Genomic DNA, 18,474 nt, shown 5'->3' with positions numbered 1-18,474 from the left:
GCCGTCGATGCCCCGCCCTCCCTCGCTGCTGTCCGCCCTCCTCCTGCTGGCCATCTTCGCCTTGCCCGGCGCGATGTCGGCGTCCGCGCAGCCGGCCGAGGGAAGCGCGGCCGACCCCGTGACCCTGGGCATCCTCCCGTTTGCCACGCCCAGGACCCTCTTTCAGCGCTACGCGCCGTTGCGCGACTGGCTGGCCGGGACCCTCGAACGCGAGGTGGTCATCGAGACGGCGCGCGATTTCGAGACCTTCATCAAGCGCACTGCCGAGGGCCACTACGACCTGCTTCTGACCGGGGCCCATCTGGTCCGCCACGCCCGCGAAGAAGGCGGCTATCGCCCGCTGGTCGCAGCCTCCGACCGGCTGTCGGCACTGGTCGTGACCCCGGTGGATTCCGGGGTCGGGTCGGTGGACCAGCTCGGTGGACGGACCATCGCGTCGCCGCCCCGGCTGAGCATGGGGGCGGTGGCCGTGCGCTCGCTGCTGGAGATACCACTGGCGGAAAAACGGCCCGAGTATCTCTATTATCCCCACCACGATACGGCCCTGATGGCCATGGACCGCGGGCTTGCGGAGGCCGCGGTCATGGTAGTGGACGACGACCCCGGGGCGGAGCGGTCCCCGCGCCCGGATGCCGGCCGCCTGGTCTCGCTGGAGGACGGCCAGCTCGTACGCATGCTGCTGCGCACCGCTCCATTTCCGGGCGCCGTCATCATGGCGCATGATGACCGGCTGACCGCAGGGCCGGAGCTGGCGGAGGAACTCGCCGGTCTGGACGACTCGCCCGATGGCCGGGAACGTCTGGGACGCATCGGCCATCGCGGCTTCGAGGCCTCTGGCATGGATGATATCCCCACCCTTGTCCCGTCTATGGAATCGGTCCTGAAACACCAGGGCGAACCGGCCCCTGAAAATGCGCCCGAAAACCCGAACTGACACCGCCCCGACGGGAGAACATCATGGACAGCACACTGGATGACATCGGCAAACTGATCCTGCGCCTCGCGCTGGGCGTGATGATGCTGCTGCACGGCATCGACAAGATCCTCGGCGGGGTCGGAGGCATCGAGTCCATGGTGGTGGATGCGGGCATGCCCGCGATCGTCGCCTGGGGCGTCTACATCGGCGAGGTGCTGGCCCCGGTGATGGTGATTCTCGGGCTTTATGCCCGCATCGGCGCGCTGCTGATCGCGATCAACATGGTGTTCGCCATCGCACTGGCGCATGCCGACGAACTGACCGACCTGACGGCTCACGGCGGCTGGGCGCTGGAACTGCAGGGGATGTTCCTGTTCGCCGCCGTCGCCCTCGCGCTGACCGGGGCCGGCCGCTATGCCCTGAATCGTGGCTGACGCCCGGCCACCCCGGACCCCGGCCCCGCGCCCCTGACGGCATGCGCCTGAATTTCGCCGCGCAGATCGCGATCGGTACGGTCGCCATCCAGGCCGTGATGATCACCGTGCTGATCGTCAGCGGAACCACTCAGATCCGCGACAATCAGGACGAGGTGCTGGAACGCTTCGCAGATCAGCAGACCCGGCTGCTGGGCTCCGCCCTCAGCCCGGGACTGGCCTATGCCGATCCGGGCATGCTGCAGGAAATGCTGGACGAGCTGAAACAGGACACCACCCTGCAGTATGCGGTGGTCAAGGATGCCGAGGCACGGGCCATGGCCGAGGCCGGCTCGGTCCCGGGCGACCTTCCGCTGGACGAGGGCCTGCGCCAGGAACCCGGCGAGCTGGAGATGCGCATCCCGGTGGAACTGGCGGAACAGTACCTGGGTTCGATCGTCGTCGGCTATTCGACCGATGACATCGATGCACTCGCCACCGATCTGATGGAGCGCAACATCGCCCTGGCGGTGGGCGTGCTCACGCTGTCCATTCTCGCCGCCACGCTGTTCAGCCTGGTCGTCACCCGTCGCCTGCGGCGGCTCAAGCAGGGCGGTCAGGCCCTGCAGGAGGGGGAACTGGACTACCGCGTGGAGGTCACCTCCAACGATGAATTTGGCGACCTCGCCCGCACCTTCAACAACGTCGCCGCCCATCTGGAGATCACTCAGGACGAGATCCGCCAGCAGAACCGGCAGCTCAACCATTCGGTCGCGCGCCTCGAATCCATGCTCGCCGGGGCCGATGCGATCCTGTGGGAAGCCAACCCGCAGACCGGTGGCTGGGAGTTCGTCGCCGGTGACACCCGCCACCTGCTGGGTTACCCGGTCGAACGCCTGTCACTGGCCGGACTGCGGGTCCGCCGCATCCACCCCGAGGACCTGCGCCGGGTGCAGGAGGTCTCGCGCGATGCATCGAAACAGCCCAGAATGGTGGACTATCGATTCCGCCACCGCGACGGTCACTGGATCTGGCTGCGCGACATCCTCTCTTGGGCCGCGGACGAACAGGCACGCCCGGTCCTGCGCGGGCTGACCCTGGACATCACCGCGCACCGACAGGCCGCCGCCGCGCTGCATGAGAGCGAATCCCGCTACGAGGAGGTGGTCAACAACATCTCCGAGGTGATCTTCCGCACCGATGCCGAGGGCCGCTGGACCCTGCTCAACCCCGCCTGGGAAAAGCTGACCGGTTTTCCGGTCCACGAGAGTCTGGGCCGCCCGTTGCGCGAATTCATCGTCGCCGAGGACCCGAACGAGGCCGATCGGATCTGCCAGGCCCTGATGCAGAGCGAGGAAGACCGCGACTTCGCCGAGGAGATCCGGCTGCGGACCCGCGACGGCGACGCCCGCTGGGTCCGCGTGTTCGCCAGCACGCGCCGCGACGAACGCGGCCGCGTAACCGCGCTGTTCGGGACCCTGATGGACATCAACGCCCGCAAGCGCGCCGAGGAAGAGGTCCGCCGTCTGGCGTTTTTCGACAACCTGACGCACCTCCCCAACCGGACCCTGCTGCATGACCGCCTGCATCAGGCCCTGGCGCATGCCCATCGGACCGGAATGCACGGCGCGGCCGTGTTCCTCGATCTGGACAACTTCAAGGACATCAACGACACCCTGGGGCACGCGGTAGGCGACGAACTGCTGCAGCAGGTCGCCGCACGCCTGAGCACCTCCACCCGCGAGACCGACACCCTCGCACGCCTGGGCGGCGACGAATTCGTGCTGGTGCTCAACGGCCTGCATCCGGACCGCGACCGTGCGGCGGCCGAGACCGAGGCCGTCGGCCGCAAGCTGATCGAACTGATGCGCGAACCGTTCCCGATCGGCGGGCAGGATCGCCATGTCAGCCCGAGCGTCGGCGCCACCCTGTTCGACGGTGAGGACATCGGGGTCCAGGAGGTCCTCAAGCAGGCCGACCTCGCGATGTACCGGGCCAAGAACGCCGGGCGCAACACCGTACGCTTCTACGACCCGGAGCTGCACCGTGCCGTGGAAGCCCGTTTCCGGCTCGAGGCGGAGCTGCGCGAGGCCCTGCGCCGGGACGAATTCGAGGTCCACTGCCAGCTACAGGTCAACAGTGACGACCGGCCGGTGGGTGCCGAGCTGCTGCTGCGCTGGCCGCACCCCGAGCGCGGGCCGATCTCGCCGGCGGAGTTCATCCCGGTGGCCGAGCAGACCGGCCTGATCGTGATCATCGGCCAGCGGGTGCTGGAAGAGGCCTGCCGGCGGCTGGCCCGCTGGCAGCACGACCCGGCGCTGCGCGACCTGATCCTGTCGGTGAACGTGAGTGCGCGGCAGTTCCGGCACGGCCATTTCGTCAACGAGCTGGCGGCCATGCTGCAGGAGACCGGGGCGCCCGGCGACCGGCTGAAGCTCGAGATCACCGAGAGCATGCTCCTCGAGGACATCGAACACGCGATCGCCAACATGCAGCGGCTGCGCGAGCTGGGGATCGGCTTTGCGCTGGACGACTTCGGGACCGGCTACTCGTCGCTGGCCTACCTCAAGCGGCTGCCGCTGTCGCAGCTGAAGATCGATCAGTCCTTTGTGCGCGACATCCTCGACGATCCCAACGACGCCGCGATCGCCGAGATGGTCGTCAACCTGTCCACCACCCTGCGGCTGGACGTGATCGCCGAAGGGGTGGAGACCGAGGAGCAGCGCGCCTTCCTGATGCACCTCGGCTGCTGGCACTTCCAGGGGTTCCTGTACGGGCGCCCCGCCCCGATCGACACCATCGAGGCACTCGCCGCCGGCGGCGGGCCATTGACACCACTGGCCGCCAACCAAAAACATTCGTAAAAATCGAAAAAGATATCGCCAAAATGGCGATTTTCATTCGGCCGTGCAGGACCTAAGCTCTCGACATCCATTCCATTCAGGGAGCCCGTGATGACCACCCGAGTCCTCGTTCTGTATTACTCCACCTGGGGCCACATCGAGCAGATGGCCGAAGCCGAGGCCCGCGGCGCGCGCAGCGTGGCCGACACCGAGGTCACCATCAAGCGAGTCCCCGAGCTGATGCCGGAGGACGTCGCCCGCAACGCCGGCGCGCGGCTCGACCAGCCGGCCGGGATCGCCCGCCCCGAGGAGCTGGCCGACTACGACGCCATCATCATCGGCACCCCCACACGCTACGGCCGCATGGCCGCCCAGATGGCGAACTTCCTGGATCAGACCGGTTCGCTGTGGTTCAACGACCGCCTGGTGGGCAAGATCGGCAGCGTGTTCGGCTCCACCGCCAGCCAGCACGGCGGTCAGGAGACCACCCTGGTCTCCACCATCGTGAATCTGATGCACTTCGGCATGACCATCGTCGGCCTGCCGTATACCGAAAAGCGCCTGCTGGAAATGGGCCAGATCAGCGGGGGTACCCCGTACGGCGCCACCACCCTGGCCGACGGCGACGGCAGCCGCCAGCCCACCGAGGCGGAACTGGGCATGGCCGAATCTCAGGGACGCCACGTCGCCGAAGTCGCCCGCGCCCAGAAGCTGGGTCAGGCCGCCAACGGCTGACCCCCACTGGGGCCAATCGCCCGGAGGCAAACATACAAGGCCAGCCCCTGGCCGATCCGGCCACGACATCCCGTCGGCCCGGATCGGCCGGAGGGTCGGCCCCCTACACCACCCGGCTGTATTTCACCGGGGCGGCCTCGGGCCGGTCCAGCCACGCATCGAAGGCCATGGCCACGTTGCGCAGCAGCATGCGCCCGCGTGGCAGGACCTCCAGGTCGCGCTCGCCCACGCGCACCAGCTCGTCCCGTTCCATCTCGGCCAGCCGTTCCAGCTCGTCGGAGAAATAGTCGCGGAAATCGATCCCGTGGCGGGCCTCCACCCGGACGAAGTCCAGGTACGAGTGGCACATGATGTCGGTGATCACCTCGCGCCGCAGGCGGTCATCATCCGACAGCACGATGCCGCGAAACACCGGCAGGCGACCGGCATCCAGGCGCGCGTAGTACTGTTCCAGCTCGCGCACGTTCTGGCTGTAGGTATCCCCGATGCGCCCGATCGCGGTCGGCCCCATCGCCACCAGGTCGCAGTCGGCACGCGTGGAATAGCCCTGGAAATTGCGCTGCAGGGTACCGGCCCGCTGGGCACGGGCCAGCTCGTCGTCCGGCAGCGCGAAGTGATCCATACCGATGTACACATACCCGGCATCGGTCAGCATGCCGATGGTGGTCTCCAGGATCGCCAGCTTCTCCGCCGCCGACGGCAGCTCGTCCTCGTTGATCTGACGCTGCACCTTGAAGCGTTCCGGCAGGTGCGCATAGTTGTAGATCGCCAGCCGTTCCGGCCGCAGCTCGAGGGTGCGTTCGAGGGTCTGCCGCGTGGTCTCCACCGTCTGCCGCGGCAGACCGTAGATCAGGTCGACGTTGGTGGACTCGAACCCGCAGGCCCGCGCCTGCTCGATCGCCCCGGCGGTCACCTCGAACGGCTGGATGCGGTTCACCGCCTGCTGCACATCCGGGTCGAAGTCCTGCACCCCCAGGCTGATGCGGTTGAAGCCGCGCTCGGCCAGCAGCGGCAGCGTGCCCTCGCGCAGCGCCCGCGGGTCGATCTCGATGGAGAACTCGCGCTCCGGCCCCTCCGCCAGGTTGAAGTTGCGACCCAGCGAATCCATCACCCGGTCCAGATCGGCATCGCTGAGATAGGTGGGCGTGCCGCCGCCGAAGTGCAGCTGCTCCACCGGGCGCTCCGGCCGGAACAGACGCCCCTGCAGCGCGATCTCCTGATCCAGATAGTCCAGATAGGTGCGTGCGCGCTCGTAATTGCCGGTCACCACCTTGTTGCAGGCGCAGTAGAAACACACCGTGTCGCAGAACGGCACGTGCACGTACAGCGACAGCGGCCGCATGACGCCGTCGGCCTGCGAACGCTCGGCCTGCGTCGCATAGGTGGTGTCGTCGAACCCCTCGTGGAACTGCGGCGCGGTGGGATAGGACGTGTAGCGCGGACCACTGACGTCGTAGCGCTTCAGCATCTCGCGGTCGAAGATCAGGTTCTGTTCCATCGGGGACTCCTGTGGGCGGCTGGGCCCATGATATCCCCGGTTCACACGCCGGGGCTTGAGGCAGGTCACCCGACCCGCCTTATGCTAGCCTCTGCGCGCACAACCGGCCCGGCCCGAGAAACCATGTCACCCGACGAATACTGCGAAGAAAAAGCCGCGAAAAGCGGCTCCTCGTTCTACTACGCCTTCCGTTTCCTCGAGGACGACCGCCGCCGCGCGATCACCGCGCTGTACGCCTTCTGCCGCGAGGTGGACGACGTGGTCGACGAGACCAGCGAAGAATCGGTCGCCCGCACCAAGCTGGACTGGTGGCGCGGCGAGATCGAACGGCTGTACGACGGTGACCCCCAGCACCCCATCACCCGCGCCCTGCAACCGCATCTGGCGCCCTTCGACCTGGGCCGCGAGTACTTCGACGAGATCATCGACGGCATGCAGATGGATCTCGACTACGACAGCTACCCCGATTTCACCACGCTCTCGCTGTACTGCTACCGCGTGGCCAGCGTGGTCGGCATCCTTTCCGCGCACATCTTCGGCTTCACCGAGCGCGGCACGCTCAAGTACGCCCACGACCTCGGCATGGCCCTGCAGCTGACCAACATCCTGCGGGACGTGCACGAGGACGCGATGCGCGGGCGGGTGTACATCCCCATGGACGAGCTGCAGAAACACGGCGTGCGCCCGGAGGAGTTCCAGCGCAACCTCACCGACGACCGCCACCGCGCGCTGTTCGCCGAACAGGCAGAGCGCGCCCGACGCTATTACGACAAGGCCGAGGCCGAACTGCCGGCCGCGGACCGCTACGCCCAGCGCCCGGGCCTGATCATGGCCGCGATCTACCGCCGCCTGCTGGACGAGATCGCCGATGACGGCTACCGCGTGCTGGAACACCGGGTGCACCTGACCCCGCTGCGCAAGCTGTGGATCGCCTGGCGCACCTACCGCCGCCTGCGCCGCGACCGCCGGCGCGGCTGAGCCCGCGTGTCCGTCGCGCCCGACGCCCGTCCGGTGGCGGTGGTCGGAGCCGGCTGGGCCGGCCTCACCGCCGCGCTCGCGCTGGCACGGGTCGGCCATCCGGTCCACCTTCTGGACAGTGCAGCGGTGGCCGGCGGTCGCGCCCGCAGCCTGACCCTGGCCGGGACCACACTGGACAACGGCCAGCACATCCTGGTGGGCGCCTGCGAAGCGGCGCTGGCGCAGATCCGCTCCGTGGGCGTCGACCCGGAGCAGGCCTTTCACGCCCTGCCCTTTGGCCTCGAACTGCACGCCGCCGACGGCACCGAGGCGCTGCGCCTGAACCCGGCCTCGCCGCGCCTGCCGGCGCTGGGCCGCGCGCTGTTCACCGCACTGCGGGACGAACCCCTGCGCGTACGGCTGCGCGCGACCCTGGGCGCGGTCGGCCTGCTGCACGGCCCGCTGCAAAAAGACGTATCGGTGCGGGCCTGGCTGCAGCACCATCACCAGCCACCCGCACTGATCGAACGCCTGTGGGAACCGCTGTGTCTGGCGATCATGAACACCCCGCTGCGCAGTGCCTCGGCGCGGGTCTTGCGCGAGGTGCTGCGTGAGGCCCTGACCCGCGGCCCGGAGGCCGCACGCCTGCTGCTGCCCACCCAACCGCTGGGGGCGATCTACCCGGAACCGGCGGTCGCCGAACTGCGCGAGCACGGTGCCACGATCGACCTCGGGCGACGCGTCCGGGGTATCGAGGCGCCCGGTTCGGGGGCATCGGCGGTCACGCTGGAGGATCGCGGGGGCCAACGCATCGAGGCACGCGCCGTGATCCTGGCCACCACCCCGGCGGCGGCCGCCGGGCTGCTCCCGCCCGGCGAGGATCTGGACGACACCCGCGACCGCATCAACGAACTGGGTGCGCGCAGCATCTGTACCGTTTACCTGCGCTATCCGTACCCGCTCCCGGCGGAACTGCCGCCCATGCTCGGCCTGCTGGGGCAGTACGGCCAGTGGGCGGTGCCGCGCCGGATCGCCGGGCACCCGGAATGGCTGGCCGTGGTCACCTCGGCCGCCGACGACGCGGCCCCGATGGACGCCGACACCCGCTGCGCCACGGTGGCCGCGGAACTGGCCCGCTGCGTGCCCGGGCTGGACACCCCGGTCGCGCGTCACGCAGTCTGCGAACGCCGCGCCACCTTCGACGCGCGCTGCGGGGTCGATGCACGCCGTCCACAGCCGCGTACGCCCCGCCCGGGCGTGGTCCTGGCCGGGGATTATCTGGTCCCCGGCCTGCCGTCCACCCTCGAAGCCGCGGTGCGCTCCGGTTTAGAATCGGCGGATCTGCTCATGGAGGAACTCTCTTGACCGACACCCCGCTCGACATCGCGAAGCTGATCGACTTTCGCCCCGAACCCGGCGCCTTCGCCGACCGCGTGATCCTGGTCACCGGCGCGGCCGACGGCATCGGGCGCCAGGTGGCCGAGGCCTGCGCCGCCGCCGGTGCCGTGGTGGTCCTGCTGGACAAGGACATCAAGGGCCTCGAACGCGTGTACGACGCGATCGAGGCGGCCGGGCACCCGCAGCCGGCGATCTATCCGCTGAACCACGAGGGGGCGACGATCAAGGACTACGGCGACATGGCCGAAAGCATCCGCGACTCGCTCGGTCGTCTGGACGGGGTGGTGCTGAACGCCGGCTGGGCCGGCACCCTGACCCCGCTGAAGCAGTACAACCCCGAGCTGTGGTTCAAGGTCATCAACGCCAACCTGAACGGGCCGTTCTTCCTGGTGCAGGCGGTGATCCCGCTGCTGGAGGCCAGTCCCGTCGGCAGCCTGGTGATCTCCACTCAGGAGGCCCGGCGCGCCTACTGGGGCGCGTTCGGCATGGCCAAGGCAGCGCAGGAGGCCCTTCTGGAGATCCTGCATCGCGAGGAACGCCACGAGGGCGGCTTCATCCACGTCAACGGCGTGGACACCGGCCCGGTGCGCACCCGCTTCCGCCGCGCGCACTACCCCGGCGAAGACCCGGCCAGCCTGCCGGCGCCCGAGGACACCGTGGGCCCGTATCTCTACTTCCTCGACCCCGGCGACCCGGCTGTCACCGGCCACAACCTGCGCCTGGAAGGCCACCTCCCGATCCGCCCCCTGCCCCCGGATTACGACGGCTGAGCCGCCCTGCCCGCAGGAGGCCAGCCCTCCACCGTTCCCTGACCCACCGGCAGGAGGCGAACCCGCCGATGGGAGGCCACCCCCCTGGCCGATCCGCCATCAGACCCGGCCCCCATCGGCCGGGAGGCGGCCCCTACCGTTTCCCCGGCCCCTTCTTCGGGCCACCCTTGCGGCCCGGCTTGCGGCCGGTCGGGGCCGGCCGTGCGGCCTTCTCCACGCCCAGGTGCTGGGTACGCACCTCGCCGCCGCGCTGCCGGAGCGCCTTGCCGCCGCGGGTCACGCGCCCGCCGGCGGCCGGTCGTGCCCCGCCGCCCTTGCTGCCCCCCTTGCCCCCGGTACCCGCCGGCTGCCAGGTGGGGATCAGGTGGTGCTTGCCGTTGCCGATCAGGTCGCGCCGGCCCATGCGCTTCAGCGCATCACGCAGCAGTGGCCAGTTATCCGGGTCGTGATAGCGCAGAAACGCCTTGTGCAGCCGCCGCGCCCGCGCCCCGCGGGACACGGCAAGCCGTGAATCGGCCCTGCGCCGCACGCCCCGCAGCGGGTTGCGCCCGGTGTGCCACATCGCGGTGGCCAGGGCCATGGGACTGGGCAGGAAGGCCTGCACCTGGTCGGCGCGGAAGCCATTGCGCTTGAGCCACAGCGCGAGGTTGAGCATGTCCTCGTCGGTGGTGCCCGGATGCGCGGCGATGAAGTACGGGATCAGGTACTGCTCCTTGCCCGCCGCCTTCGAATACTTGTCGAACATCGCCTTGAAGCGGTCGTAGGTACCCATCCCCGGCTTCATCATGTGACCGAGCGGGCCTTCCTCGGTGTGCTCCGGCGCGATCTTCAGATACCCGCCGACATGGTGCGTCACCAGCTCCTTCACGTACTCCGGCGACTCGATCGCCAGGTCGTAGCGCAGACCCGAGGCGATCAGCACCTTCTTCACCCCCGGCAGCTCGCGCGCCTTGCGATACAGGCGGATCAGCGGGGCATGGTCGGTATTGAGATTGGAGCAGATCCCGGGATACACGCAGGACAGGCGCCGGCAGTTCTTCTCGATCTCCGGATCCTTGCAGACCAGGCGGTACATGTTCGCGGTGGGCCCGCCGAGATCCGAGACCACCCCGGTAAAGCCCTCCACGCGATCGCGCATCTCTTCGATCTCGCGCAGGATACTGTCCTCCGAGCGGCTCTGGATGATGCGGCCTTCATGCTCGGTAATGGAACAGAAGGTGCACCCGCCAAAACAGCCGCGCATGATGTTCACCGAGAAGCGGATCATCTCCCAGGCCGGGATGCGCGCATCGCCGTAGGACGGATGCGGCGCGCGCGCATAGGGCAGGTCGAACACCGCGTCCATCTCCGGGGTCGACAGCGGCACCGGCGGCGGGTTGAGCCACAGCTCCTTGTCGCCATGGCGCTGCACCAGCGCCCGCGCGTTGCCCGGGTTGGTCTCCAGGTGCATCACCCGCGAGGCATGGGCGTACAGCACCGCGTCGCCCTTCACCTGCTCGAAGGCCGGCAGGCGGATCACGGTGCGGCTGCGCGGCGTGCCCTTCGGGATCTCGCGGTGGAAGCGCACCACCTGCGCTTCCGCATCGCCCCCGGATCCGGGTTGCGTGCCCGATGCCTGCCCGCTCGCGCAGGCCTGCGCCGAGGTCTCCGCATAGGGATCCGGGTTCGCATCCACTGGCCCCGGGGTATCCACCTCGGAGGAATCCAGCACCACGTGATCGCCCGGCACCCGGTCACGCAGGAACACGGTGCCGCGCAGATCGTTAATTTCGCGCGGATGCTCGCCCCCGGCCACGCGATGCGCCAGCTCCACCAGCGCGCGCTCGGCGTTGCCGAACAGCAGGATGTCCGCGCGCGAATCCAGCAGCACCGAGCGGCGCACCTTGTCCTGCCAGTAGTCATAATGGGCGATGCGCCGCAGGCTGGCCTCGATCCCGCCGATCACGACCGGCACGTCGCGGAAGGCCTCGCGCACCCGCTGGCTGTACACGATCACCGCGCGATCCGGGCGCCTGCCGTGCACGTCGCCGGGGGTATAGGCGTCGTTGGAGCGCTTCTTCCGCTCCGCGGTGTAGTGATTGACCATCGAGTCCATGTTCCCGGCGGTCACGCCGAAGAACAGGTTCGGCCGCCCCAGCGCACGGAACGGCTCGGCCGAGGTCCAGTCGGGCTGGGAGATGATGCCGACGCGAAAGCCCTGCGCCTCCAGCAGCCGGCCGATGATGGCCATGCCGAAGCTGGGATGGTCGACGTAGGCATCGCCGGTGACCAGCACGATGTCGCAGGAGTCCCAGCCGAGCTGGTCCATTTCCTCGCGCGTGGTCGGCAGGAACGGCGCCGTGCCGAAGCGTTTGGCCCAGTACGGACGGCGGTCGAACAGACCGGGTACGGTCTCGTCGGCGATAACGGGTACGGAAGCGGACATGCGGCCTCGTTCCGGGAGCTCCGGAGCACTGCGATCGGGTAATCGGCCATTACACGCGCACACGGCCCGGTCTTCAACCGGGCCCGCGCGCGGCAGGGGCATCCCGCTGACTTTTACACGCCGTCTACATGCCCGGGGCGTCGCGCACGCCGGCGTACTGCACGCCGGTCAGCCGCGCCAGGTCGGCGTCGAAGGTCGACAGATCGTTGGGGCCGAAGTCCTCCAGCCGCGCATGACCGCAGGCCCGCGCCAGCACTCGCGTCAGCTCGGTCGCATCGGTCAGGAAGCGGCCCAGCCGCGCCGCCCCGGTCTCCACATCCAGGCGTGCCCGCAGCCGTGGATCCTGGGTGGCCACTCCGGTCGGGCACTGGTTGGTGTGGCAGATGCGGGCGCCCACGCAGCCGATCGCCTGCAGCGCGGCGTTGCCCAGGGCCACGCCGTCGGCCCCCAGTGCCAGGGCCTTCACCCAGTCCGCCGGGGTGCGCAGCCCGCCGGTCACCAGCAGCGTCACCCGGCCCGAGGCCCCGGTCACATCCATGTGTCGCCGCGCGCGGGCGAGCGCCGCCATGGTCGGCACCCCCATGTGGTCACGCAACAGCGCCGGGGCGGCGCCCGTCCCGCCACCCCGACCGTCGAGGATGATGTAGTCGGCGCCGGCATCCAGGGCGAAGTCGATGTCCGCCTCGATGTGGTGCGCGGCCAGCTTGAACCCGACCGGGATTCCGCCGGAGCGCTGGCGCACGTCGTCCGCGAAGCGGCGGAAATCCTCCGGCGTGCGCAGCGCCGGATCCGCGGGCGGCGAGACCGCGTCGCGCCCGGTCTCGATCCCGCGCGCGGCCGCGATCTCGTCGGTTACCTTGCTCCCGGGCAGCACGCCCCCCACGCCGGTCTTGGCTGCCTGTCCGGCCTTGAAATGGAAGGCCTGCACCCGCTCGGGCACGGTGTCCTCGTAACCGAAATGCGCCGGCCCCAGCTCGAACAGGTAGCGCGAGGCGGCCTCCGCCTCCTCGGGCAACATGCCGCCCTCGCCGGAACACACCCCGGTGCCGGCCTGCTCGGCGCCCCGCGCCAGCGCCATCCGCGCCTCACGCGACAGTGATCCGTAGCTCATGTCGGTCACCAGCCAGGGCATGGCAAGGCGCAGCGGGCGCTGGGCCTGCGGCCCGATCACCAGCTCGGTGGCCACCTCGGCCCCGGCCTCCAGCGGCCGGCTCGCCAGCTGGGCCGCCAGCAGCTGCAGCGCATCCCAGCCCGGCAGTTCGTCGCGCGGCACGCCCATCGCTACCGTGGGTCCGTGAGCGCCCAGCCCCTCCAGGCCGTCGCGCGCCAGCGCATGAATGAACTCGACATGCGGCTCGGTCTCGGTCGCGCGCGGCTCCGGCGGTGCGTCGGATCCGCCGTTCCCGGCGTTCCCGCCCGGCTCCGACGCGGGTTCCGGCGCCTCGCCGACCTGCGCGTCCAGCCCGGCGTGGGTACCGTCACAGTAGGGCAGGTTGCCGGACTGCTTGCACTGGCACAGGAACGCCTCGCCATCCTCCTGCGCGGTAAACGCCAGCGGCCCGATGCCCGTCCCCGCGTGGGAACCGTCGCAGAACGGCTGGCTGGCCGAACGTCCGCATCGGCAGAAGTAGTACTCCTTCCCCTTCTCCAGCTCCACGCCACGCGGTTCCAGTGCCGCAATCACGGGTCGGCTCATCGTGTCCTCCTGTCGGGTTGTCCGGCTCACCCCGACATGAACCCACAAACCCGCGCCCCGGCGCAAACCGCCCGACGCAGCGGCACCATCTGGGCGCGATGACGCCTGTCGGCGTATCATGAGCGATCGTGCCATCTGCACCCGGGAGCCCCGCATGAACCAGGTCGACCACCGCCACACACGTCGCGACTATACCCGCGCCGAACTGCGCCGCAGCGACCTCAGCGCGGAGCCGACCCCGCTCCTGGCCCGCTGGCTGGAGGACGCCCGCGAAGCCGGCAACCCGGAACACACCGCCATGACCCTGGCCACCGCGGACGCCGACGGCCAGCCATCGGCACGCATCGTCCTGCTCAAGCACTTCGACGCGGAAGGCCTTTGCTGGTACACCGACTCGCGCAGCCACAAGGGCCGCGACCTCGCCGAAAATCCGCGCGCCGCACTGCTGTTCTACTGGCCCGAGACCGAACGTCAGGTCCGCATCGAGGGCGGCGTCCATGCCCTGCCCGGCGAACTGGCCGACGAATACTTCGCCCAGCGCCCCGCCGGCAGCCGCATGGCGGCCGTAGCCTCGCTGCAGAGTCACCCGGTCGACAACCGTGATGCCCTGGAACAGCGCGTCACCGAACTGGAACGCCAGTACCCCGACGGCAACGTGCCGCGCGACCCCGCCTGGATCGGCTACCGCCTGACCCCCTATCTGTTCGAATTCTGGCAGGGCCGCGCCAGCCGCCTGCACGACCGCTTCACCTACCATCACAACGGCGAAAACTGGGAGATCACCCGCCTGATGCCGTGACCCGCGAAGTGATGCCTCGCCCCCGGGGAACCCGGTCCGGGCAAGGCCTACCGCACCGCCCCCGGGATCTGCTAGGATGCGCAGCGCTGCTGACGGCGGTCGGGGCCACCCCGGGGCAGTCACAGTACGGAGAGGTGCCGGAGTGGTCGAACGGGGCGGTCTCGAAAACCGTTGTACGCGCGAGCGTACCGAGGGTTCGAATCCCTCCCTCTCCGCCAGATTCAGGCAAAGGGGCCCGCATGGCCCCTTTTGTATGCATACCCGCATGGCCGGAGGGATTCGAACCCGAGGAATGAAAAAGCCGGGTTTGACGGGCGACGCAACAGCGGAGCCCGAACATCGCCGCAGGCGATGGCCCGAAGGGCGAGCCACAACGTGGCGAGTCATCCCTCCCTCTCCGCCAGATTCAGGCAAAGGGGCCCATGTGGCCCCTTTTTCGTGGGTGGTTTGTCGCACCGGGCAACACCCCACACGAAAAAGCGGCCCGGGCAATGCCACGGGCCGCTTCTCCGGGAAATCTGGTGGGCGGTGCTGGGTTCGAACCAGCGACCCCTGCCGTGTGAAGGCAGTGCTCTACCGCTGAGCTAACCGCCCCGGAAGATGCGTAAGGTAAGCCCACGCCGTCGTTCGGTCAAGGGGCTGCGCTACTGCCTCCTGCGGATCAAATGCTGGCGGAGAGGGAGGGATTCGAACCCTCGAGGGGCTTGCACCCCTGCCGGTTTTCAAGACCGGTGCAATCAACCACTCTGCCACCTCTCCGGCGGCGCACATTCTCCGCGACCGCCTCCCCGCTGGCAACTCGCGCTCCATAGCCCGCCCGGTATGCATCGCATAGAAAGAGTTTGATAGAAGAAAATAACGGCTTTCCGTAGAATCAGGCATCCGACCAGTCCCGGCCGAATCCCGCCTCCCGCGATTCGGCGCCGGCGCCGAGCCCCCTGACCCGGTGCCGGGCGAAGAGCCACGGCCTGCGCCGTCGGCGTGTTTTCCAGTGACCGCCCCGGGGACCGGCGACGGGGCGCAATCCGAGACCGACCGCGATGAACTCGATGCTCCTCAACCTGTTTCCTTTCCTGCGCTGGCGCCCGACCAAGGAAAGCATCAACGCGGATCTGATCGCCGGCATCTCGGTCGCCCTGGTCCTCATCCCGCAGTCCATGGCCTATGCCCAGCTCGCGGGCCTGCCGCCGGTCTACGGCCTGTACGCCTCCCTGCTGCCGGTGATGATCGCGGCCCTGTGGGGCTCCTCGAACCAGCTGGCCACCGGCCCGGTGGCTGTGGTCTCGCTGCTCACGGCCTCGGCCCTGATCCCGCTCGCGGCCGAGGGCTCGTCCGAGTTCATTGCGCTGGCGATCGCGCTGGCCTTCCTGGTCGGGGTGATCCAGCTGGTGCTGGGCCTGTTCCGGCTGGGGACGGTAGTCAGCTTCATCTCCCACCCGGTCATTGTCGGTTTCACCAACGCGGCCGCGATCATCATCGCGCTGTCGCAGCTGAACAAGCTGCTGGGCGTACCGGTGGACACCAGCGGCCACTTCATGGTCGGCCTGTGGGGCGTGATCCAGCAGATCGGGGACGTCCACCTGCCGACCCTCGCCTTCGGGCTCGGCGCGATCGCACTGATGGTGCTGATGAAGCGGGTGGTTCCGAAGATCCCCGGGGTGCTGGCGGCGGTGGTCATCACCATCCTCCTGAGCTGGGCCCTGGGGTACGAACAGAAGGCCGAGGTCGCCAGCGAGCACGTGGCGCCGGGCGATGTGGTCGCCCTCGCCGAGGAGGTCGATGCCCGTTCGGAGACGGTCAGCGAGCTGGACCAGCAGATCCGCGAGCTGGAAGCGGAGGTCGACGAGGTTGGTCGGGCCGAGGCCGTACGCCTGCGCCACGAGATCGACACCCTCGATCTGCAGCGCGATGAACAACGCAACGAACTGCGCGAACTGCGCGAGCAGCTCGGCGACATCACGCTGCGCCGCGTCAGCGGGGAAGACGACGAACCGGCCCGCTATATCCGCGACGACCACCTGACCGACGCCGAGCGCGAGCGGGCCGACCGCACCGCCTGGCGCATCGAGCGGGTCGACAACGACACCATCCACCTGGACGGCGGCGGCAACGTGGTCGGCAGCGTGCCGCAGGGCCTGCCCACCCCCTCGCTGCCGGAGCTGAGCCTGGGCAACATCACCATGCTGCTGACCAGCGCCTTCGTGATCGCGCTGGTGGGCTTCACCGAAGCCATCGCGATCGCCAAGGCGATGGCCGCGCGCACCGGGCAGCGTCTGGACCCCAGCAAGGAACTGATCGGCCAGGGGCTGGCGAACATCTCCGGTGGCTTCACTCAGGGCTACCCGGTATCGGGCTCGTTCTCGCGCTCCGCGGTCAACCTGAACTCGGGCGCGCGGACCGGGCTGTCTTCGGTCTTCACCGCGGTGCTCATTGGCATCGCCCTGCTGTTCCTCACGCCCCTGATCTACCACCTGCCGGAGTCGGTGCTGGCCGCCATCATCATGATGGCCGTCGCCGGGCTGGTGAACTTCAAGGCGATCAAGCACGCCTGGGTGGCGAACAAGCACGACGGCATCGCCGCCATCGTCACCTTCCTCGCGACCCTGGCGATGGCCCCCAACCTGGACTACGGCATCCTGGCCGGCGCCGGGCTGGCGATCATCCTCTACCTGTACCGCTCGATGCAGCCCCGGGTGTGCGAACTGGCGCGCTACGAGGACGGCACGCTGCGCGAGGCGCAGCGCTACGGCCTGCAGACCGAGGAGAAGATCGCGCTGATGCGCTTCGACGGCTCGCTGTACTTCGCCAACGTGCCGTATTTCGAGGACGCGGTGCTGGACCTGGCGGCCAGCCATCCACAGGCCCGCTACATCATCATCGTCGGCAAGGGCATCAACGAAATCGACGCCTCCGGCGAGGAGACCGTGCACCAGCTGGTGCACCGCCTGAAGGCCCGCGGCGTCACCCTGGTGTTTGCCGGCGTGAAGGCGCAGGTGCTGGAGGTGATGGAACGTACCGGCCTCGACGAGATCATCGGCAAGGACAACATCTTCCGCAGCACCGACCGCGCGGTGGAGGTCTGCCGGGAACGCGTGGGCGAAACCCGGGTCGAAGCGGATGCCGGCGAGGAAAGCCGCGGCTGACCGGGCAAGCTGCATCCGAGGGCGCCCGACGGTACACTGAACGGATTACGAACCACAGGAGGTAGCGACCGTGTCCAGAGACCAGATCGTCCGCTCGAAACGCAACCCGTCCAGCACCGGGTCGATCAGCGAGACCATTTCCACCAACAAGGTCATTCGCCAGACCTACACCCTGCTGGCGATGACCCTGGCCTTCAGCGCGGTCACGGCCTTCATCGCCATGGCGATCGGGGCCCCGCCGGTCCACTGGATCGTGATGCTGGGCGTGCTGATCGGCGGCCCGTTCGCCATCCACTTCCTGCGCAACTCGGTCTGGGGCCTGGTGCTGACGTTTGCCTTTACCGGCATCCTGGGCTTCTTCCTCGGCCCGATCCTGACCATGTACCTGGGGCTGCCGAACGGGCCACAGATCGTCGGTAACGCGTTCACCGCCACCGCCGTGGCCTTCGTGGCGCTGTCCGGCTATGCCCTGGCCACCAAGAAGGACTTCAGCTTCCTCGGCGGCTTCATCGTGGTCGGCCTGATCGTGGCCCTGCTGGCGATCGTCGCCAACATCTTCCTGGCGATCCCGGCGCTGTCGCTGGCCATCTCCGCGGCCGTGGTGATGCTGCTGTCGGCGGCCATCCTGTTCGACACCAGCCGCATGATCCACGACGAAGAGACCAACTACGTGGTGATGACGGTGTCGCTGTACGCAAACCTGTATGTGATGTTCCTGCACATGCTGAACCTGTTCCAGGCGTTCATGGGCGACAACTAACGGCCGGCCGGGGCCGGGTCTGCCCGGTCTCGCCAGCATGCGGGCCCCGCTCCGGCGGGGCCCTTTTCATTGGGCCCCTTGCCCGCCAGGACCCAGGCCCGCCCGCTACCCGAACTGAACA

The 18,474-nt window shown here is 68.8% G+C and carries 13 protein-coding genes, 3 tRNA genes and 1 other RNA gene; 12 read left to right on the top strand and 5 right to left on the bottom strand.

All coding sequences use genetic code 11. From position 1 onward, the window contains the following. The first annotated feature begins 7 nt into the window (after positions 1-7). The 4 genes from D571_RS0101905 (at position 8) to wrbA (ending at position 4,907) form a co-directional block, all read left to right on the top strand. Positions 8-934 carry a PhnD/SsuA/transferrin family substrate-binding protein gene (locus D571_RS0101905; RefSeq protein WP_018934986.1) on the top strand — a complete coding sequence of 309 codons (927 nt, stop codon included), beginning with the start codon at positions 8-10 and terminating at the stop codon, positions 932-934. A gap of 23 nt (positions 935-957) precedes the next feature. Further along, positions 958-1,350 carry a DoxX family protein gene (locus tag D571_RS0101900; RefSeq protein WP_018934985.1) on the top strand — a complete coding sequence of 131 codons (393 nt, stop codon included), beginning with the start codon at positions 958-960 and terminating at the stop codon, positions 1,348-1,350. Between the two features lie 41 nt (positions 1,351-1,391). Continuing rightward, positions 1,392-4,193 carry an EAL domain-containing protein gene (locus tag D571_RS0101895; protein ID WP_018934984.1) on the top strand — a complete coding sequence of 934 codons (2,802 nt, stop codon included), beginning with the start codon at positions 1,392-1,394 and terminating at the stop codon, positions 4,191-4,193. 90 nt (positions 4,194-4,283) lie between these two features. Beyond that, the gene (gene wrbA, locus D571_RS0101890) at positions 4,284-4,907 is read left to right on the top strand and encodes an NAD(P)H:quinone oxidoreductase (RefSeq protein WP_018934983.1); all 624 of its coding nucleotides are present in this window, start codon (positions 4,284-4,286) and stop codon (positions 4,905-4,907) included. A 103-nt stretch (positions 4,908-5,010) separates the two neighbouring features. Here wrbA and hemN read toward each other — a convergent pair whose 3' ends face one another. Beyond that, positions 5,011-6,405, bottom strand: a complete 1,395-nt coding sequence (gene hemN, locus D571_RS0101885) for an oxygen-independent coproporphyrinogen III oxidase (RefSeq protein ID WP_018934982.1) — start codon at positions 6,403-6,405, stop codon at positions 5,011-5,013. 123 nt (positions 6,406-6,528) lie between these two features. Between hemN and hpnD the strand changes: the two genes are divergently transcribed. From hpnD to D571_RS0101870, 3 genes are read left to right on the top strand one after another with little or no spacing between them, the layout of a single operon-like run. Further along, entirely contained in the window at positions 6,529-7,383 is an 855-nt protein-coding gene (gene hpnD / locus D571_RS0101880; RefSeq protein WP_018934981.1) for a presqualene diphosphate synthase HpnD, read from the top strand. 6 nt (positions 7,384-7,389) lie between these two features. Continuing rightward, on the top strand, positions 7,390-8,727 hold the full coding sequence (gene hpnE, locus D571_RS0101875; protein WP_018934980.1) for a hydroxysqualene dehydroxylase HpnE: 1,338 nt from the start codon (positions 7,390-7,392) through the stop codon (positions 8,725-8,727). Further along, on the top strand, positions 8,724-9,530 hold the full coding sequence (locus D571_RS0101870) for an SDR family NAD(P)-dependent oxidoreductase (protein ID WP_018934979.1): 807 nt from the start codon (positions 8,724-8,726) through the stop codon (positions 9,528-9,530). The genes hpnE and D571_RS0101870 overlap by 4 nt, the downstream gene beginning before the upstream one ends. A 133-nt stretch (positions 9,531-9,663) precedes the next feature. Here the strand turns inward: D571_RS0101870 and D571_RS0101865 are convergent, their stop codons facing one another. Beyond that, on the bottom strand, positions 9,664-11,955 hold the full coding sequence (locus D571_RS0101865) for a YgiQ family radical SAM protein (RefSeq protein ID WP_018934978.1): 2,292 nt from the start codon (positions 11,953-11,955) through the stop codon (positions 9,664-9,666). A gap of 124 nt (positions 11,956-12,079) precedes the next feature. After that, a complete protein-coding gene (locus D571_RS0101860; RefSeq protein WP_018934977.1) occupies positions 12,080-13,651 on the bottom strand; it encodes a glutamate synthase-related protein in 1,572 nt (523 codons plus the stop codon). Positions 13,652-13,805: 154 nt separating this feature from the next. Here D571_RS0101860 and pdxH point away from each other — a divergent pair, with 154 nt between their 5' ends. From pdxH to D571_RS14000, 3 genes are all read left to right on the top strand, one after another. Next, positions 13,806-14,450: a pyridoxamine 5'-phosphate oxidase gene (gene pdxH, locus D571_RS0101855; RefSeq protein WP_018934976.1), complete on the top strand. Its 645-nt coding sequence runs from the start codon at positions 13,806-13,808 to the stop codon at positions 14,448-14,450. 128 nt (positions 14,451-14,578) lie between these two features. Beyond that, a tRNA-Ser gene (locus D571_RS0101850) sits at positions 14,579-14,668 on the top strand. A gap of 38 nt (positions 14,669-14,706) precedes the next feature. Next, positions 14,707-14,853: non-coding RNA, RtT sRNA (locus tag D571_RS14000), on the top strand. 116 nt (positions 14,854-14,969) lie between these two features. On the opposite strand, the gene D571_RS0101845 is transcribed toward D571_RS14000, so the two are convergent. Both D571_RS0101845 and D571_RS0101840 read right to left on the bottom strand, forming a co-directional pair. Further along, positions 14,970-15,044 (bottom strand) — tRNA-Val (locus D571_RS0101845). A 75-nt stretch (positions 15,045-15,119) separates the two neighbouring features. Then, positions 15,120-15,209: transfer RNA gene (locus D571_RS0101840), tRNA-Ser, on the bottom strand. A 281-nt stretch (positions 15,210-15,490) separates the two neighbouring features. On the opposite strand from D571_RS0101840, the gene D571_RS0101835 reads away from it, so the two are divergent. Next, complete coding sequence (locus D571_RS0101835) at positions 15,491-17,593, top strand: SulP family inorganic anion transporter (RefSeq protein ID WP_026287507.1); 2,103 nt, start codon at positions 15,491-15,493, stop codon at positions 17,591-17,593. A gap of 70 nt (positions 17,594-17,663) precedes the next feature. Beyond that, complete coding sequence (locus D571_RS0101830) at positions 17,664-18,353, top strand: Bax inhibitor-1/YccA family protein (protein WP_018934974.1); 690 nt, start codon at positions 17,664-17,666, stop codon at positions 18,351-18,353. Positions 18,354-18,474 lie beyond the last annotated feature (121 nt).

Source organism: Thioalkalivibrio sp. ALJ24 (assembly GCF_000377785.1).
GTDB lineage: Bacteria > Pseudomonadota > Gammaproteobacteria > Ectothiorhodospirales > Ectothiorhodospiraceae > Thioalkalivibrio.
The sequence above is the reverse complement of the archived record's forward strand: the minus strand, read 5'-3'. Positions and strand labels throughout refer to the sequence as shown.

Bases quoted from the DNA above. Each gene is read 5' to 3' on its own strand.
- D571_RS0101905 (WP_018934986.1), top strand. From the start codon at position 8: ATGCCCCGCCCTCCCTCGCTGCTGTCCGCCCTCCTCCTGCTGGCCATC.
- D571_RS0101900 (WP_018934985.1), top strand. From the start codon at position 958: ATGGACAGCACACTGGATGACATCGGCAAACTGATCCTGCGCCTCGCG.
- D571_RS0101895 (WP_018934984.1), top strand. From the start codon at position 1,392: ATGCGCCTGAATTTCGCCGCGCAGATCGCGATCGGTACGGTCGCCATC.
- wrbA (WP_018934983.1), top strand. From the start codon at position 4,284: ATGACCACCCGAGTCCTCGTTCTGTATTACTCCACCTGGGGCCACATC.
- hemN (WP_018934982.1), bottom strand. From the start codon at position 6,405: ATGGAACAGAACCTGATCTTCGACCGCGAGATGCTGAAGCGCTACGAC.
- hpnD (WP_018934981.1), top strand. From the start codon at position 6,529: ATGTCACCCGACGAATACTGCGAAGAAAAAGCCGCGAAAAGCGGCTCC.
- D571_RS0101865 (WP_018934978.1), bottom strand. From the start codon at position 11,955: ATGTCCGCTTCCGTACCCGTTATCGCCGACGAGACCGTACCCGGTCTG.
- D571_RS0101860 (WP_018934977.1), bottom strand. From the start codon at position 13,651: ATGAGCCGACCCGTGATTGCGGCACTGGAACCGCGTGGCGTGGAGCTG.
- pdxH (WP_018934976.1), top strand. From the start codon at position 13,806: ATGAACCAGGTCGACCACCGCCACACACGTCGCGACTATACCCGCGCC.
- D571_RS0101835 (WP_026287507.1), top strand. From the start codon at position 15,491: ATGAACTCGATGCTCCTCAACCTGTTTCCTTTCCTGCGCTGGCGCCCG.